19 protein-coding genes and 1 pseudogene are annotated in these 15,024 nt (G+C 65.8%); 9 read left to right on the top strand and 11 right to left on the bottom strand.

Annotation, left to right across the window (positions count from 1 at the left end; translation table 11 throughout):
- Positions 1 to 169: 169 nt before the first annotated feature.
- Both ACSQ89_RS19675 and ACSQ89_RS19670 read left to right on the top strand, forming a co-directional pair.
- Positions 170 to 1,252 carry a type IV toxin-antitoxin system AbiEi family antitoxin gene (locus ACSQ89_RS19675; protein ID WP_436291016.1) on the top strand — a complete coding sequence of 361 codons (1,083 nt, stop codon included), beginning with the start codon at positions 170 to 172 and terminating at the stop codon, positions 1,250 to 1,252.
- Positions 1,240 to 1,449 (top strand): annotated as a pseudogene (locus tag ACSQ89_RS19670) (hypothetical protein); the annotation flags it as partial. The gene ACSQ89_RS19675 and the pseudogene ACSQ89_RS19670, both read left to right, overlap by 13 nt.
- A 110-nt stretch (positions 1,450 to 1,559) precedes the next feature.
- Here the strand turns inward: ACSQ89_RS19670 and ACSQ89_RS19665 are convergent.
- The 3 genes from ACSQ89_RS19665 to ACSQ89_RS19655 form a co-directional block, all read right to left on the bottom strand.
- Positions 1,560 to 1,994, bottom strand: a complete 435-nt coding sequence (locus ACSQ89_RS19665; RefSeq protein ID WP_436291017.1) for a hypothetical protein — start codon at positions 1,992 to 1,994, stop codon at positions 1,560 to 1,562.
- Positions 1,995 to 2,228: 234 nt separating this feature from the next.
- A complete protein-coding gene (locus ACSQ89_RS19660; RefSeq protein WP_436291018.1) occupies positions 2,229 to 2,390 on the bottom strand; it encodes a hypothetical protein in 162 nt (53 codons plus the stop codon).
- 135 nt (positions 2,391 to 2,525) lie between these two features.
- On the bottom strand, positions 2,526 to 3,434 hold the full coding sequence (locus ACSQ89_RS19655) for a LysR family transcriptional regulator (RefSeq protein WP_436291019.1): 909 nt from the start codon (positions 3,432 to 3,434) through the stop codon (positions 2,526 to 2,528).
- A gap of 84 nt (positions 3,435 to 3,518) precedes the next feature.
- On the opposite strand from ACSQ89_RS19655, the gene ACSQ89_RS19650 reads away from it, so the two are divergent.
- The 4 genes from ACSQ89_RS19650 to ACSQ89_RS19635 are packed head-to-tail and all read left to right on the top strand — an operon-like array spanning position 3,519 to position 6,640.
- Complete coding sequence (locus tag ACSQ89_RS19650; RefSeq protein WP_093103280.1) at positions 3,519 to 4,514, top strand: 2Fe-2S iron-sulfur cluster-binding protein; 996 nt, start codon at positions 3,519 to 3,521, stop codon at positions 4,512 to 4,514.
- Positions 4,515 to 4,543: 29 nt separating this feature from the next.
- The gene (locus ACSQ89_RS19645; protein WP_093103137.1) at positions 4,544 to 5,806 is read left to right on the top strand and encodes an aromatic ring-hydroxylating dioxygenase subunit alpha; all 1,263 of its coding nucleotides are present in this window, start codon (positions 4,544 to 4,546) and stop codon (positions 5,804 to 5,806) included.
- Between the two features lie 2 nt (positions 5,807 to 5,808).
- On the top strand, positions 5,809 to 6,282 hold the full coding sequence (locus ACSQ89_RS19640; RefSeq protein WP_093103138.1) for an aromatic-ring-hydroxylating dioxygenase subunit beta: 474 nt from the start codon (positions 5,809 to 5,811) through the stop codon (positions 6,280 to 6,282).
- Positions 6,283 to 6,304: 22 nt separating this feature from the next.
- On the top strand, positions 6,305 to 6,640 hold the full coding sequence (locus ACSQ89_RS19635) for a non-heme iron oxygenase ferredoxin subunit (protein ID WP_093103140.1): 336 nt from the start codon (positions 6,305 to 6,307) through the stop codon (positions 6,638 to 6,640).
- Positions 6,641 to 6,664: 24 nt separating this feature from the next.
- Here ACSQ89_RS19635 and ACSQ89_RS19630 read toward each other — a convergent pair whose 3' ends face one another.
- The 6 genes from ACSQ89_RS19630 to ACSQ89_RS19605 are packed head-to-tail and all read right to left on the bottom strand — an operon-like array spanning position 6,665 to position 10,452.
- Positions 6,665 to 7,159: a dihydrofolate reductase gene (locus tag ACSQ89_RS19630; protein WP_093103141.1), complete on the bottom strand. Its 495-nt coding sequence runs from the start codon at positions 7,157 to 7,159 to the stop codon at positions 6,665 to 6,667.
- A gap of 3 nt (positions 7,160 to 7,162) precedes the next feature.
- Positions 7,163 to 7,993, bottom strand: a complete 831-nt coding sequence (locus tag ACSQ89_RS19625; RefSeq protein WP_093103143.1) for a thymidylate synthase — start codon at positions 7,991 to 7,993, stop codon at positions 7,163 to 7,165.
- A 1-nt stretch (position 7,994) separates the two neighbouring features.
- On the bottom strand, positions 7,995 to 8,309 hold the full coding sequence (locus tag ACSQ89_RS19620) for a CcdB family protein (protein ID WP_436291020.1): 315 nt from the start codon (positions 8,307 to 8,309) through the stop codon (positions 7,995 to 7,997).
- Position 8,310: 1 nt separating this feature from the next.
- A complete protein-coding gene (locus tag ACSQ89_RS19615; protein ID WP_093103146.1) occupies positions 8,311 to 8,580 on the bottom strand; it encodes a type II toxin-antitoxin system CcdA family antitoxin in 270 nt (89 codons plus the stop codon).
- 46 nt (positions 8,581 to 8,626) lie between these two features.
- Positions 8,627 to 10,051: an FAD-binding oxidoreductase gene (locus ACSQ89_RS19610; protein ID WP_436291021.1), complete on the bottom strand. Its 1,425-nt coding sequence runs from the start codon at positions 10,049 to 10,051 to the stop codon at positions 8,627 to 8,629.
- Positions 10,048 to 10,452 carry a DUF2069 domain-containing protein gene (locus tag ACSQ89_RS19605; protein WP_093103150.1) on the bottom strand — a complete coding sequence of 135 codons (405 nt, stop codon included), beginning with the start codon at positions 10,450 to 10,452 and terminating at the stop codon, positions 10,048 to 10,050. The genes ACSQ89_RS19610 and ACSQ89_RS19605 overlap by 4 nt, the downstream gene beginning before the upstream one ends.
- 51 nt (positions 10,453 to 10,503) lie before the next feature.
- On the opposite strand from ACSQ89_RS19605, the gene ACSQ89_RS19600 reads away from it, so the two are divergent.
- From ACSQ89_RS19600 to ACSQ89_RS19590, 3 genes are read left to right on the top strand one after another with little or no spacing between them, the layout of a single operon-like run.
- On the top strand, positions 10,504 to 11,721 hold the full coding sequence (locus ACSQ89_RS19600) for a YihY family inner membrane protein (RefSeq protein WP_436291022.1): 1,218 nt from the start codon (positions 10,504 to 10,506) through the stop codon (positions 11,719 to 11,721).
- Between the two features lie 37 nt (positions 11,722 to 11,758).
- Positions 11,759 to 12,142, top strand: coding sequence for a thioredoxin family protein (locus ACSQ89_RS19595; protein WP_244503741.1), 384 nt, complete (start codon positions 11,759 to 11,761; stop codon positions 12,140 to 12,142).
- 4 nt (positions 12,143 to 12,146) lie between these two features.
- Positions 12,147 to 12,809, top strand: coding sequence for an NAD-dependent epimerase/dehydratase family protein (locus tag ACSQ89_RS19590; RefSeq protein WP_436291023.1), 663 nt, complete (start codon positions 12,147 to 12,149; stop codon positions 12,807 to 12,809).
- Here ACSQ89_RS19590 and ACSQ89_RS19585 read toward each other — a convergent pair.
- Complete coding sequence (locus tag ACSQ89_RS19585) at positions 12,793 to 13,605, bottom strand: alpha/beta fold hydrolase (RefSeq protein WP_093103156.1); 813 nt, start codon at positions 13,603 to 13,605, stop codon at positions 12,793 to 12,795. The genes ACSQ89_RS19590 and ACSQ89_RS19585 overlap by 17 nt on opposite strands.
- Positions 13,605 to 14,915 (bottom strand): O-acetylhomoserine aminocarboxypropyltransferase, encoded by a 1,311-nt coding sequence (locus ACSQ89_RS19580; protein ID WP_093103158.1) that lies wholly within the window; start codon positions 14,913 to 14,915, stop codon positions 13,605 to 13,607. The genes ACSQ89_RS19585 and ACSQ89_RS19580 overlap by 1 nt, the downstream gene beginning before the upstream one ends.
- Positions 14,916 to 15,024 lie beyond the last annotated feature (109 nt).

Below are 15,024 nucleotides of genomic sequence, written 5' to 3'. Positions count from 1 at the left end.
GGAATGGTGGGCAAGGGGCGCGCACTCAGTGTATAGAAGGTCTCATGTCTACCATTCATTCCTGAGTTGTCATATTTTCACCCATTGGCCCACTTTCAGCATCAGTTGAAATCAGTTGTTTTGGTGAAAGTTGCTTTGACGATTTCACCAATCATGGTAATTTCAGCATATGCTGAAAGCCGATGATTTGATGAAAGATGTGGAGCGCCAGGCTGCGGGTGCTCTTCGCCTGCTCCTGGAGCATGTGCCTGCGATCAAGCTTCTGGACATCGAGCACGAGGCACTGACACCCGATCACGGGGTCGATATCGTGGCGCACATCGAGGTATATGGCAGGCGACAGGAGTTGGTCTGCGAAGTGAAGTCCAGTGGCCAGCCGCGCCACGTCCGGCTGGCGCTGCTGCAGCTACGCGATTACGTGGCGAATCAAGCAAAGGATGCCGTGCCCGTTTTCATCGCTCCCTACCTGTCGCCTGAAGCCCAGGCGCTGTGCCGCGAGCAGGAAGTGGGCTACCTCGATCTGGAAGGCAACGCGAGGTTGGCCTTCGGCAGCGTTTTCATCGAGCGCCAAGTCGCAAGCAAACCTGTTGCGGAGCGGCGTGAACTCAGGTCGCTGTTTAAGCCGAAGTCCGCACAGGTGCTGCGAGCGATGCTTCGCGATCCGCAGCGAGCATGGCGTGTCACGGAGCTTGCAGAGTCGGCGGATGTCAGCCTCGGGCACGTGAGCAATGTGCGCGTTGGCTTGCTGGACCGCGAGTGGGCACGAGTTTCAGAGGAAGGTCTGTACCTGTCCGAGCCCGACGCGCTTCTGGATGAATGGCGCGACGCCTACGAACCGCCAGTTGGCCGGCGTATGAGTTTCTACACGACGTTGCATGGCAGTTCGTTCGAGGAGGCCGCGCGGCGAGCGATGAGCTCGGATCGTGAGACGGGGCTTGTGGCATTGGCGTCCTTCTCGGCAGCGCACTGGCTCGCGCCGTATGGCCGAACCGGTACGCAGTACTTCTATGCAGACGACGCTGGTCTTGAACAACTGAAGTCGGGCCTGAAGCTGTCGTCCGCCTCGAAAGGCCAGAACGTGATGGTGACGTTGCTCAAGGACCTCGGTGTATTGCGCGATACGGTGGAGCCAGCACCTGGCGTCACCTGCACCAGTCCTGTCCAGACCTACCTGGATCTCGCCGCGGCTGGGGAGCGGGGGCGGGAGGCGGCCGACCATCTGCGACAAGAAAGGTTGAAATGGCAGAAATGACCCCAGGCGAGCCGCAGTCCGCAGCCGACTACGATGACCGCACGACGGCGGCCGTCAAGACGGTGCTGATCGAAATCGGCCAGATCCTCGGAAGCTTCAAGGGCAAGTTCGCCATCGTCGGCGGCGCCGTACCGTGGCTGCTGCTTGGCAATGAGGACATGCCGCACGTCGGCACGCTCGATGTGGATCTCGGCCTGAGTTAGGGATCGCCCATGCCCGCGACAGCGCTGGTGCGCGCTTCTAGTTCGTTCGACTTGTCAAAGACCGCATCTGCGCCGGCCGCCAATCAGACCAAGGTGCCTGCCGCTCATTTCTTCATGGCCTTGATGTCGGCCTTGCCCTTCGCCTGTTCCGACTGGGCCTGCTTCACGCACGCAGTCTTGGCATCGCCCTTCTGGTCATCGCATTTCTCCTTGGCGACGCTGTAGGTGGCCTCCACCTTGGCCTCGGCCACCTTGCGCGCATTGCCGTCGCTGGGCTTGCGCTGCTGGTCGAACTCGGCCTTGGCGACCTTTTCCTTGCCCTTGGCTTCCGCGATGCAGACGTCCTTGGCGTTGTCCTTCATGGCGTCGCACAGCGCCTTGGCTGCCTTGTAGTCGGCTGCGATCTTGTCGCGGGCGGCCTTGTATTCGGCGTCGACCGGATCGATCTTCCCCGGTGGCGAGGGAGTCAGCTGTGCGCTGGCCTGGACGGCAAACAGGCACAACGATGCAATGGTGAACATCGACAGAAGCTTTTTCATGGTGGTCTCCTCGTCGCTATCCAGACAGGGTGCAGAGGGCTGATGCGGCGGCGTGCCTGCATGCGGTCCGGCGTCAACAGCAATGTAGAAATCGACGGGTCCCGCAAAGGTAGGACGCTCCGTGGAGCGATCGTAGGTACATGCCGACGCGAGACTTGTCTTCATCGACCTTGACGACGTTGCTCGATTCGGTGCTTTTCCGGTGTCTCGGGGACTTGCTCATGTCGTACTTTCCTAGAGCTGACGGTTGAGATGGCTGAGGAACCAATCGCGCGCCAGCGCGGAAACAGCGCCGAGCGCGTCGGGCTCTTCGAACAGGTGGGTCGCGCCAGGCACGATCGCAAGCCGCTTCTGGCTGTGCAGCAACGCGAGCGCTTGCCGATTCAAGTCGATCACCGCCTCGTCGTTGCCGCCGACGATCAGCCACGCGGCTCGGCGTTGCGAACGGGCTGGGTCCCGATCGGAACTTCATCTGCCGCCGGGGTTTGTGTCACCGCGCCGTGCGGCGTGAAGTTTCGGCTTCGTGCAGGATCAGGTGTCGGCAAAGCGGTCGAATAACACACCCCGCAGCCACTGGTTGCCCGGATCGCGGTGGAAGCGCGCATGCCAGAACGCGTTGATCGCGATCTGCGGCAGCGCCACCGGGTGCGTGCGCCAGACCAGCCCGAAGGGCTCGGCGATGCTTTGCGCCAGGCGCTCGGGCACGGTGGCGATCATCGGCGTGGAGCGCAGGATGTGGCCGATGGCCACGAAATGCGGCACCGTGAGCCGGATGCGCCGCGCGACGCCCTGCGCGGCCATCAGCTCGTCGACCTGGCCGTGGCCGGTGCCCGCGGCCTTGACCAGCAGGTGCTCGGCGGCGCAGAAATCCTTCAGCGTCAGCTTCGGCTTGGTCGCGAGCGCATGCGTGGCGCTGAAGAGGCACACGTAGCGCTGCTTGAACAGCCGGCGCTGGAAGATGCTGGCCTTCAACTGCGGCAAGAGGCCGATCGCGATGTCCACCTGGCCGGCCTCCATGGCATCGCGCAGGTTGACGGCGGTGTTGCGCACGGTGCTGATGGTCACGCCCGGCGCAGCGCGCGACAGCACCTCCATGAGCACCGGCGCGAAATAGATCTCGCCGATGTCCGTCATCGCGAGCGTGAAGCTGCGCGTGCTGGTGGCCGGATCGAAGACGGTCTGTTGATTGAGCGCGCCGTGCAGCGTGCCCATCGCGTAGGCCACGGGCTCCGCGAGCTGCAGCGCGAAGGGCGTGGGTTCCATGCCGCGCGCGGTGCGCAGGAACAGCTCGTCGCCGAAAGCCCGGCGCAGCCGCGCCAGCGCATTGCTGATGGCAGGCTGCGAGAGGCCGAGCGATTCCGCCACGGCCGAGACGCGCTTCTCGGCCAGCATCCGGTCGAAGACCAGCAGCAGGTTGAGGTCGATGTCCCGAAGCTCCATGCCGCACCTTTATTCACAACGGTGATTCGATGAATTCACGAGATTCTATTGGCCAATGTGAGAAGGATGCCGATGATCGGCGCCATGGAACTGCATATCCGCCCCTTCGCACGCACCATCGAGGTCCGCCCGGGCGCGAACCTGCTGGAGGTGCTGCGCGAGCACCAGGTGCCGGTCTCCTACAGTTGCATGGCCGGGCGCTGCGGCACCTGCCGCTGCAAGGTGGTCGAAGGACGGGTGCTGGACGCAGGGCAGGGGCAGGACGCGATGCGGCCCGAGGGCCTGCGCGAAAGCCATGTGCTGGCCTGCCAGAGCACACTGACCGAGAACTGCACCATCGAGATTCCCGAGCCTGACGAAGTGGTCGTGCACCCGGCGCGCATCGTCAAGGCCACTATTGCGGAGATCGAGACGCTCACGCACGACATCCGCCGGCTGCGCCTGAAGCCGGCCAAGCCCTTGTCGTTCTCGCCGGGCCAGTACGCCCAGCTGCAGTTCGCGCCCGAGCATGTGCGGCCTTATTCGATGGCCCGGCTCAGCGGCGACGCGGAGCTGGAGTTCCACGTGCGGCGCGTGCCCGGCGGCCGCGTGACCGACTATGTGTTCGAGCAACTGAAGCCCGGCGACGCGGTCCGTGTCAGCGGCCCGATGGGCGCCGCCTACCTTCGCACGCGGCACACCGGCCCGATCCTGTGCGCGGCCGGCGGCACGGGGCTGGCGCCCGTGCTCGCCATCGTGCGCGGCGCCATCGAGGCCGGCATGCCCAACCCGATCCACCTCTATTTCGGCGTGCGATCGGACGCCGACGTCTACGGCCTCGAAGAATTGCGCGAGCTCCAGGCGCTGCATGCGGGACTCAAGGTGCACGTGGTCGGCGTGTCGGGCGCGATGCGCCCGGGCTCGCGCCAGGGGCTGATCACCGACGCCATCCGGTCCGACTGGCCCGGCGGCTTCGAGGGCTGGCGCGCCTACCTCTGCGGCTCGCCCCCGATGGTGGAGGCGGTCACGCTGCTGCTCAAGGATCGTGGCCTAGCCGCAGAGAAGATCCATGCCGATGCCTTCTACATGCAGGGCACCTGAGACAGAGAAAGCGAGAAAAGGAGACTCCCATGACCACCCCCCAATCCATCGTATTCCCCGAGAAGATCCACTGGGAGTCGGAGAAGACCAGCCGCATTCCCTTCATGGCCTACATCGGCGAGGACCAGCACAAGAAGGAGCTGGAGCGCTTTTTCTACAACAAGCACTGGTGCTACGTCGGCCTGGAAGCCGAGATCCCCAACGCCGGCGACTTCAAGCGCACCGCGATCGGCGAGCGCTCGGTGATCATGGTGCGCGATGCCGAAGGCGGCATCAACGTGGTGGAGAACGTCTGCGCCCATCGCGGCATGCGCTTCTGCCGCGAGCGGCAGGGCAATCGCAAGGAATTCGTCTGCCCCTACCACCAGTGGAACTACACACTCAAGGGCGACCTGCAGGGCGTGCCCTTCCGGCGCGGCGTCAAGCAGGACGGCAAGGTCAACGGCGGCATGCCGGCCGACTTCAAGCCTGAAGAGAACAGCCTCAACAAGCTCAAGGTGGCCACGCGCGGCGGCGTGGTGTTCGCCTCCTTCGACCACGAAGTGGAGTCGCTGGAAGACTTCATGGGGCCGGCCATCCTGCATTACTTCGACCGCCTGTTCGACGGCCGCAAGCTCAAGATCCTCGGCTACAACCGCCAGCGCATTCCGGGCAACTGGAAGCTGATGCAGGAGAACATCAAGGACCCGTACCACCCGGGCTTGCTGCACACCTGGTTCGTCACCTTCGGCCTCTGGCGCGCGGACAACAAGTCCGAACTCAAGATGGATGCGCACGGCCGCCACGCCGCGATGATCTCGACGCGCGGCAGCGCGGGCAAGGCCGCGCAGGTCACGCAGGTGTCCAGTTTCAAGGAGAGCATGCAACTGAAGGACCCGCGCTTCCTCGACATCGTGCCCGAGCCCTGGTGGGGCGGCCCGACCGCGGTGATGACCACGCTGTTCCCGAGCGTGATCCTGCAGCAGCAAGTGAACAGCGTGTCGACGCGCCACATCCAGCCGGTGGGCCACGATGCCTTCGATTTCGTCTGGACGCACTTCGGCTTCGAGGACGACAGCGAGGAGATGCAGCAGCGGCGCCTGCGCCAGGCCAACCTGTTCGGGCCGGCCGGTTTTGTCTCGGCCGACGACGGCGAGGTCATCGAGTTCTCGCAGCAGGGCTTCGAGCAGAAGCCTTATCACCGCACGCTGGCCGAGCTCGGCGGGCGCGAGGTGGAAGACACCGATCACATGGTGACCGAGACGTTGATCCGCGGCATGTACAAGTACTGGCGCAAGGTGATGGAGGCATGACCATGGCGCCGCATGACTACTTCGAGCTGAGCCAACTCTACGCCGACTACGCACGTGCCGTTGACTCGGGCAACTGGGATTTGTGGCCCGCCTTCTTCATCGACGAGTGCAGCTACCGCCTGCAGCCGCGCGAGAACCACGAGCGCGGCCTGCCGCTCGCCACCTTGTCCTTCGAGAGCAAAGGCATGCTGGAAGACCGCGTCTACGGCATTCGCGAGACGCTGTTTCACGACCCCTACTACCAGCGCCATGTAGTAGGCCTGCCACTGGTGCATGGCGTCGACGAGGACGGCACGATCCGCAGCGAAGCCAACTACGCCGTGTTCCGCACCAAGCTCAGCGAACTCTCCACCGTCTTCAACGTGGGCCGCTACATCGACACGGTCGTGCGGCGGCCCGAAGGCCTGAAGTTCGCTTCACGCCTCGTCGTCTACGACAGCGAAATGATCCCGAACTCCATCATCTATCCGATCTGAGACGAGGCCCACGAGGATGAACATGAGCACTACTTCCTGGATCGACGCCGCCGCCGTCGACGAACTGCCGGCCGACGACGTGTTGGGCATCGAGGTCGAGGGCCGCGACCTCGCGCTCTACAGCGTGGACGGCGAGGTCTTCGCGACGAGCAACACCTGCACGCACGGCCAGGCCCGCCTGTGCGACGGCTTTCTCGAAGGCCACGAGATTGAGTGCCCCTTGCACCAGGGCAAATTCGACGTGCGCACCGGCAAGGCGATGTGCGCGCCGCTCACCGAGGACCTGCGCAGCTATCCGGTGAAGATCGAGGCCGGGCGCGTGTACGTCGCGCTCGACGAGATCGAATGGGCGCCGTGATGTGCGGAGAGCGGTTGCCGGCCTTCAGGGCCGTTCGAGCGTGACGAAGGCGTAGGGCAGGCCGTTGGCCGCGATGTGCGACTCGCGTGCGGTCTCGCGCCAGGACACGTCGAAGCGCGGCGCCCAGGCGTCGCCTTCGTAGTCGCGCCCGATCTCGGTCACGAGGGCGCGCTGCGCCAGCGGCTCGGCCTCGGCATAGATCTGTGCGCCGCCGATCACCCAGACCTCGGGCAACTGCTCGTCTTCGCAGCGGATCAAGGCCTCGCGCAGGCTGCCGGCACGCTCTGCGCCGTCGCTCTGCCAATCCGCCTGGCGCGTGATCACGATGTTGCGGCGGCCCGGCAGCGGGCGGAAGCGCGGCGGCAGCGAGTCCCAGGTCTTGCGGCCCATGATCACCGGCGCGCCGGCGGTCTGTTGCTTGAAGTGCGCCATGTCCTCGGGCAGATGCCAGGGCATCACGCCGTCGCGGCCGATCACGCCGTTGGCGGCGCGTGCGAGGATCAGGTTGATGCGCGTCATGGTTCAGACGGCCACGGGTGCCTTGATGGCCGGGTGATGCTGATAGTCGACGACCTCGAAGTCCTCGTATTCGTAGTCGAAGATCGAGGCCGGCTTGCGCTTGATGACCAGCGTCGGGTAAGGGTAGGGCGTGCGGCTCAGCTGCAGCGCCACCTGCTCGGCATGGTTGCTGTAGATATGGCAGTCGCCGCCGGTCCAGACGAAATCGCCCACGTCCAGATCGCATTGCTGCGCGATCATGTGCGTGAGCAGCGCGTAGCTCGCGATGTTGAAGGGCACGCCGAGAAAGATGTCGGCGCTGCGCTGATAGAGCTGGCACGAGAGGCGGCCCCGTCCTGAGCCTGTCGAAGGAGCCACATAGAACTGGAAGAAGGCATGGCAGGGCATCAGCGCCATCTTCGAGAGCTCGGCCACGTTCCATGCGCTCACGATGATGCGGCGCGAATCCGGGTTGGTCTTGAGCGTGTCGATCACCTGCTGGATCTGGTCGATGTGGCCGCCGTCCGGGGTCGGCCAGCTGCGCCACTGAACGCCGTAGACCGGACCCAGGTCACCGTCCTCGCGCGCCCATTCGTCCCAGATGGTGACGCCGCGCTCCTTCAGCCAGTTGTTGTTGCTGGAGCCGGTCAGGAACCACAGCAGCTCCTGGATGATGGACTTGAGATGCACCTTCTTCGTGGTGACCAGCGGAAAGCCTTCGTTCAGGTCGAAGCGCATCTGGTGGCCGAACACGCTCTTGGTGCCGGTGCCGGTGCGGTCGCTCTTGTGCACGCCGGTCATGTCGACGTGGCGCATGAAGTCTTCGTATTGGGAGCGGATGGGGCGGGTGGTCATGTCAGTAGCCTGGAAACAGGGTATCCAGGGCGTCTTGGATTTCGAGTTGTCTATCGGCGAGGTTGGCGACGGGGCGGCGCAGATCGCTGATCGGCACGGCGCCGATCGAAGCCGTGTCCATGATCACCGCCTTGCCTGCCACCTCGAGCTCCGGATTCAGGTTCCGGACGCGGGTGGTGAACCTGCCGCGTGTATAGAGAGGCACCACCACGCGTGTTTCGAGGACATCCAGAAAGCCGTTCTGAACGTCGAGCATGAATGGAATTGTCGTGCGGTCTGCGGGATCGGGATTGGCGTAGACGTCGAAGCGAGCCATCTCAGCCTTTTTTGCCATCGCCGAGGCTGCGTGCAAAACTGCGGTACTTGGCCAATGGCAGACCCTCCTTCGCAATCCGCGCGTTGTAGGCCTCCATGGCTTCCTTGTTCTCCGCAGCCCACTTTTCCCAATAGCGGCGTTTGACTTCTTCGGCAAGCAAACCGTCCACCGTTTGCGAGACGTTCATACCCAACTCGCGCGCCATCTCGAGAACCTTGCTATTGAGCGACAGGTTGGTGGCTTTCTTGGGCGCGTTGTCGAAGCGAAGCATGGGGTTTTCCTTGCTCATGGAGTATGCGCATATTTTACGCGCACGCTTACTCTGCGCGAATCACCCGACCCGGATTCAGGATGTTCTGCGGGTCCAGCCCGCGCTTGATGGCGCGCATCATCTCGAGCGCCACCGGCGACTTGTGCTTTTCGAGCTTGTCGACCTTGAGCGAGCCGACGCCGTGCTCGGCCGAGAAGGAGCCGTCGAACTTCGCGACCGCGTCGTAGACCAGCGTGTTGATGCGCTCCTCGTGCTCGCGCAGGAAGGCGCCGTTGTCGCCGCCGGCGGGCGCCTGCACGTTGTAGTGCAGGTTGCCGTCGCCGAGGTGGCCGAAGTTCACCAGCCGTACGCCCGGCACCTCGCGTTCCAGCAGCGCGTCGGTCTCGGCCACGAAGGCCGGGATGCGCGACACCGGAATCGAGATGTCGTGCTTGATGTTGAGCCCTTCCTCGGCTTGCGCCAGCGGAATGCTTTCGCGGATGTGCCAGAGCTGGTGTGCCTGCGTGAGGTTCTCGGCCACCACCGCGTCGCTGACGCAGCCGGCCTCGAAGGCGGTTTCGAGCAGTGCCTCGAAGCGGCCACGGGCATGGTCTTCGGATTCGTTGTCGGAGTTCTCGAGCAGCACGCAGTAGGGCGCCGCCGCATCGTCGATGAAGGGCACGCGCAGCTGCGGCATGTGCTTGTCGACCAGGCTCAGGGCAAACTTGCCCATGACCTCGAAGCCCGTGAGCCCCGGGCCCAGGCGTTTGTGCGCCAGGCCGAGCAGCGTCACCGCATGGTCGAGTGAAGGCACGGCCGCCCAGGCGGTGAGCCGCGCGGCCGGCAGCGGGTAGAGCTTCAGGGTGGCGGCGGTGATGATGCCCAGCGTGCCTTCGCTGCCGATCATCAGGTCGCGCAGGTCGTAGCCGGTGTTGTCCTTGCGCAGGCCGCTGGTGCCTTCCCAGATGCCGCCCTGCGGCGTGACGACCTCGAGCCCCAGGCACAGCTCACGCGCATTGCCGTAACGCAGCACCTGCGTGCCACCCGCATTGGTCGCCAGGTTGCCGCCGATGGTGCAGCTGCCTTCGGCCGCCAGGCTCAGCGGGAACAGGAAGCCGGCCCTTTCGGCGGCTTCCTGCAGGGTCTGCAGCACGCAGCCGGCATCCACCGTCATCGTGAGGTTGGCGGCGTCGATGCCGCGGATCGCGTTCATGCGCTGCAGGCTCAACAGCACCTGGGTGCCGCTCTCGTCGGGGATCGAGCCGACCGCAAGCCCGGTGTTGCCGCCCTGCGGCACGATCGTCGTGCCGGCGGCCGCGCAGGCCTTGACCACCTCGGCCACCTGCTGCGTGCTGGCTGGGCGCACCACGGCCAAAGACTTGCCGCGCGAGCGCTTGCGCCAGTCCTGCTCGTAGGCGCTGAGGTCGCCCTCGGTCAGCACATGGGCGGCACCGACGATGGTGCGCAGCTTGTCGATCAACGATGCGCTCATGGCGCGGCTCCTTCCAGATTGCGGGCCCGCGCCGCGTGGCGCAGGCGAAGACGAACATGCCAGGCGCAGGCGGCGAAGAGCGCCAGGCACAGCGCCACCTCGATCAGCGCAAGCACCTGGCTCGTGCCGTCGGCGTCGCTCCAGGCGCGCACCACGCCTTCGGTGAAATAGAGCCAGACCATGAGGCTGACCCAGCGGTAGGTGTACATCCGGTTCTTGAGCAGGCCCGCGAGCGGCACCACGAGCGGCAGCACCTTGAGCGCCAGCCAGGAGCCGCCCGGGCGAAGCGGCGCCAGCCACATTTCCCAGGCCAGGCCGAGCACGATCAGGCCGACCAGGCTGCCGACGGCGAGCCAGCGCGTGGCGGAAACGGAAGGAGGGGAGGCGTTGGGAGCGGTCACGGCAAGGGGAGATCGATCGGGCGGCGCCGGAGCGGCAGAGGACCCGATGGCATGATACCGGCCATGAATCGCCGGCAACTCTGGAGGGATCTTTCGCACTTTCCCTGGGGCAATACCGCCGCGGTGCTGGGCGAACGTTTTCGCGAGGACCGGCTGGGCCTCACGGCCAGCAGCCTGACCTTCACCACCACCATCGCGATGGTGCCTTTCTTCACCGTCGCGCTGGCGCTGTTCACGGTGTTCCCGATGTTCTCGGCCATGCAGGGCCGGGTACAGCGCTGGCTGATCGAGAGCCTGATCCCGGACAACATCGCACGCCAGGTGCTGGGCTACCTCAACCAGTTCGCGAGCAAGGCCAGCGGCCTCGGCGTCGCCGGCCTGGTGCTGCTGCTGGTGACCGCCATCGCGCTGATCCTGACGATGGACAAGACGCTCAACAACATCTGGCGCGTGCGCACGCCTCGGCCCTTCGCGCAGCGGGTGCTGATCTACTGGGCCGCGATCACGCTCGGGCCGCTGGTGCTGGCCCTGAGCCTGAGCACCACGGCCTATGTCTTCTCGGTCTCGCGCGATGTGGTGGGCCGCGGCATGCTCAAGCTGGTGTTCGACACCTTCGAATTCGTGCTGCTCGCCGGCGGCATGGCCTCGCTCTATCACTACGTGCCCAACACCCACGTGAAATGGGTGCATGCCTGGGCCGGCGGCATCTTCGTGGCTGCCGCGATCGAGATCGCCAAGCGCGTCCTGGGCTACTACCTGAGCCTGGTGCCGAGCTATTCGGTGCTCTACGGCGCCTTCGCCACCGTGCCGATCCTGTTGGTGTGGATCTATGTGGCCTGGGTCATCGTGCTGCTGGGCGCGGTGATCGCGGCCTACTTGCCCAGCTTGCTGACCGGCGTCGCGCGACGCGGCGGCACGGCCGGCTGGCCGCTCCAGCTTGCGGTGGAAACGCTGCAGCAGCTGGCGCGCGCGCAGACGTCGCCGGCCAAGGGGCTGGGCGCGGCCGAGCTGGTGGCGCGCATGAAGGTCGACGCCCTGCAGCTCGCGCCGGTGCTGGAAACGCTGGTCGCGCTCGACTGGATCGGGCCGCTGGCCGAGGAGCCGGCCAACGAGGATCCGCGCTACGTGCTGCTGGCCGACCCCCGCAGCACGCGGCTCGAACCCTTGCTCAAGGAAATGCTGATGCCGCAGGCGCCGGCCCTCGATAACCTGTGGCAGAAAGGTCCCTTGCGGACGTTGCTGCTGCAGGATGTGCTTCCGTATCGATAATGGCATCGCTTTCCGTTCCACCCTCATTCATTCGACCTTGAACGATTCCACAGTTCCCGCGAGGCTGGCCCTGGCCGACGATGCCCTGTGGGTGGTCTGCCTGTGCGCCGAATGGTGCGGCGCCTGCCGCGAGTACCGGCCGCTGTTCGAGCAGGTGGCGCGCGCGCATCCGCAGTTCCGCTTTGCCTGGGTCGACATCGAAGACCACGCCGACCTGGCCGACGACTTCGACGTCGAGACCTTCCCGACCATCCTGGTGGCGGGCGAGTCCGGCACCCGCTTCCTCGGCCCGCTGCTGCCGCATGCCGAAACGCTGGCGCGCATGCTCGGCGCGTTGCAGCCGGGGCAGGCGTCGGCCGCCGAGGTTTCAACCCTGCTCCGCGCACTGGCGCGCGAGCCCGATACCTTCTGCGTCGGCTAGCGCCATGAACGTCCTGCTCTTCGGCGCGACCGGCATGGTGGGCCAGGGCGTGTTGCGCGAATGCCTGCTCGACGCCGGCGTGTCGCGGGTGCTGAGCGTCGGGCGCAGCACGACCGGGCAGACCCATCCGAAGCTGCGAGAACTGATCGTGACGGACCTCTTCGACTTGAGCGCCGTCCGGGAACAGCTCGCGGGCTTCGATGCCTGTTTCTTCTGCCTCGGCGTCTCGTCGGCGGGCATGAGCGAAGAGGCCTATCGGCACGTCACCTACGAGCTCACGCTGGCCGCCGCCAAGGTGCTGGTGCGGCTCAATCCGCAGATGACCTTTGTCTATGTGTCCGGCGCCGGCACCGACAGCAGCGAGCGCGGCTCCAGCATGTGGGCGCGCGTCAAGGGCGCGACCGAGAACGCGCTGATGCGCCTGCCTTTCAAGGCCGCCTACATGTTCCGCCCCGGCTTCATCCAGCCCTTGCACGGCGTGCGTTCCAAGGTGGCGCTCTACCGCTGGATTTACGTGCTGGCCAGCCCGATCTTCGGCCTGATCAAGCGTCTGGCGCCGCGCCACGTGACCACCAGCGAACAGGTGGGCCGCGCGATGCTGGTCGTCGCCCGGCGCGGCGCGCCCACGCCGCTGGTCGAAACCGCGGACATCAACGCGCTGCGCTGAGAAAGTCCCGCAGCGCGAACAGCACCTCGTCCGGCGCTTCCGACATCAGCTGGTGGCCGGCCCTGACGGTGAGCACCTGGGCCCGGGGCGCTTTCGCGCTCAGCGCACGGGTCGCGCGCGCCGGCGTCATCTGGTCCGCGTCGCCGAGCAGGAACAGGATCGGGCACTGCACGGCCGCGATCGCCGCTTCGCCGTTCGCATAATCGTTGCAGGCCTTGAAGCCGATGTGGAACACGTTGGCGTCGCGGTTGCTGGCCAGCACCCGCCGCATCAGCGCGCGCGAACCGCCGTAGAGCCAGGTGCCCGGGCCCAGCGAGGACGGTGGCGGCGCCAGCAGCGAATGCGAAAAGGTGTTGACCATGTCGATCGCGCGCTGCGGATCGTTCAGTGCACCGTCGAGCAGCGCGGGTGACACGGTCATCGGGTAGGCCGTGCCGACCAGCGCCAGGTGCGTGACCCGCTCCGGCGCGCGCGCAGCCGCTTCGAGCGCGATCAGCGAACCGAAGCTGTGGCCGACCAGAGCTGCCTTGCCGATGCCGGCCGCATCGAGCAGCGCGACGACGAATTGCGCCGCCTCCTCGACGCTCGCGGGCGGCGGGCCCTCGCTCCTGCAATGCCCGGGCAAGTCGATCGCCAGCACGTTCCAGCCGTGGTTGGCGAACCAGCGGCTTTGCAGGATCCACACGCTGTGGTCGTTGAGCACGCCATGGATGAACACCACGCTGGGCTTCGCGGCATCGAAAGTCTTGCCGCCGGTGTAGCAGTAGCTGCGGTGACCGTTGACGAGCAGATCCATCACGCGCCTGCCTTTTCTGCGGCCTTCAAGGCACGCTTGAGATCGTCGATCAGGTCGGCCGGGTCCTCGAGCCCGATCGACAGACGGATCGTGCCCTGCGAAATGCCTGCGCCGGCCAGCGCCTCGTCGGTCATGCGGAAATGCGTGGTACTCGCCGGATGGATCACCAGGCTGCGGCAGTCGCCCACGTTCGCGAGATGGCTGAAGAGCTTCAGCGCCTCGATGAACTTCTTGCCCTGCTCGCGGTTGCCCTTGAGGTCGAAGCTGAAGACCGCGCCGGCGCCCTTGGCGCCGTGGCGCAGCAGCTTGGCCGCCAGCGCATGGCTCGGATGCGTTTCGAGCAGCGGATGTCCCACGTGCGCCACGAAGGGATGCGCCGCCAGGAACTCGACCACCTTCTGCGTGTTGTCGATGTGGCGTTCCATGCGCAGCGGCAGGGTCTCGATGCCCTGCAGGATCAGCCAGGCCGTGTGCGGGCTCATCGAGGCGCCGAAGTCGCGCAGCCCCTCGCGCCGAGCGCGCAAGAGGAAGGCGCCGACCGTGCTTTCCTCGCTGAAGACCATGTTGTGGAAGCCGTCGTAGGCCTGCGTCAGCTCGGCGAACTTGCCCGAGCGCTCCCAGTCGAAACTGCCGCCGTCGACCACCACGCCGCCGATCACGGTGCCGTGGCCCGAGAGGAACTTGGTGGCCGAGTGGTAGATCAGGTCGGCGCCCCAGTCGAAGGGCTTGATCAGGTAGGGCGAGGTCAGCGTGGAATCGACCAGCAGCGGCACGCCGGCCGCGTGCGCGATCTCGCTCACCGCCGGGATGTCGAGCACGTCGAGGCCCGGGTTGCCCACGGTCTCGCCGAACAGCAGCTTGGTCTCCGGCCGGATCGCGGCGCGCCAGCCGTCGAGGTCGCCCGGCTTCACGAAGGTGGTCTGGATGCCGAAGCGCCGCAGCGTGTAGTGCAAAAGGTTTTGCGAGCCGCCGTAGAGCGCGGTGCTCGCCACGATGTGCGAGCCTGCGCCCATCAGCGTCGCGATCGAGAGGTGCAGCGCGGCCTGGCCGCTGGCGGTCGCGATCGCACCGATGCCGCCTTCGAGCGCGGCCACGCGCTGTTCGAGCACCGCGTTGGTCGGGTTGCTGATGCGCGAGTAGACATGGCCCGCGCGTTCGAGGTTGAAGAGCGCGGCCGCATGGTCGCTCGACTCGAAGACGAAGGAGGTGGTGAGGTGGATCGGCACCGCGCGTGCGCCGGTGGCGGGGTCGGGTGCGGCGCCGGCGTGCAGTGCCAGCGTATCGAAGCCGGGGTCGGAATAGCCGGGCATGGGAGCCTTTCGATGGTCGTTTCTGCAATGCCCCGTGGCGCGCGCAATGCCTGCGACGCCGACATGGGCCTGTGGACGGGCGGCCATTGTGGGCTATATTCAAATCGGC

The organism is Variovorax sp. LjRoot175, from assembly GCF_964253805.1.
In the GTDB taxonomy this organism is placed as follows: domain Bacteria; phylum Pseudomonadota; class Gammaproteobacteria; order Burkholderiales; family Burkholderiaceae_C; genus Variovorax.
This window is presented reverse-complemented; position numbering and strand designations above follow the sequence as displayed.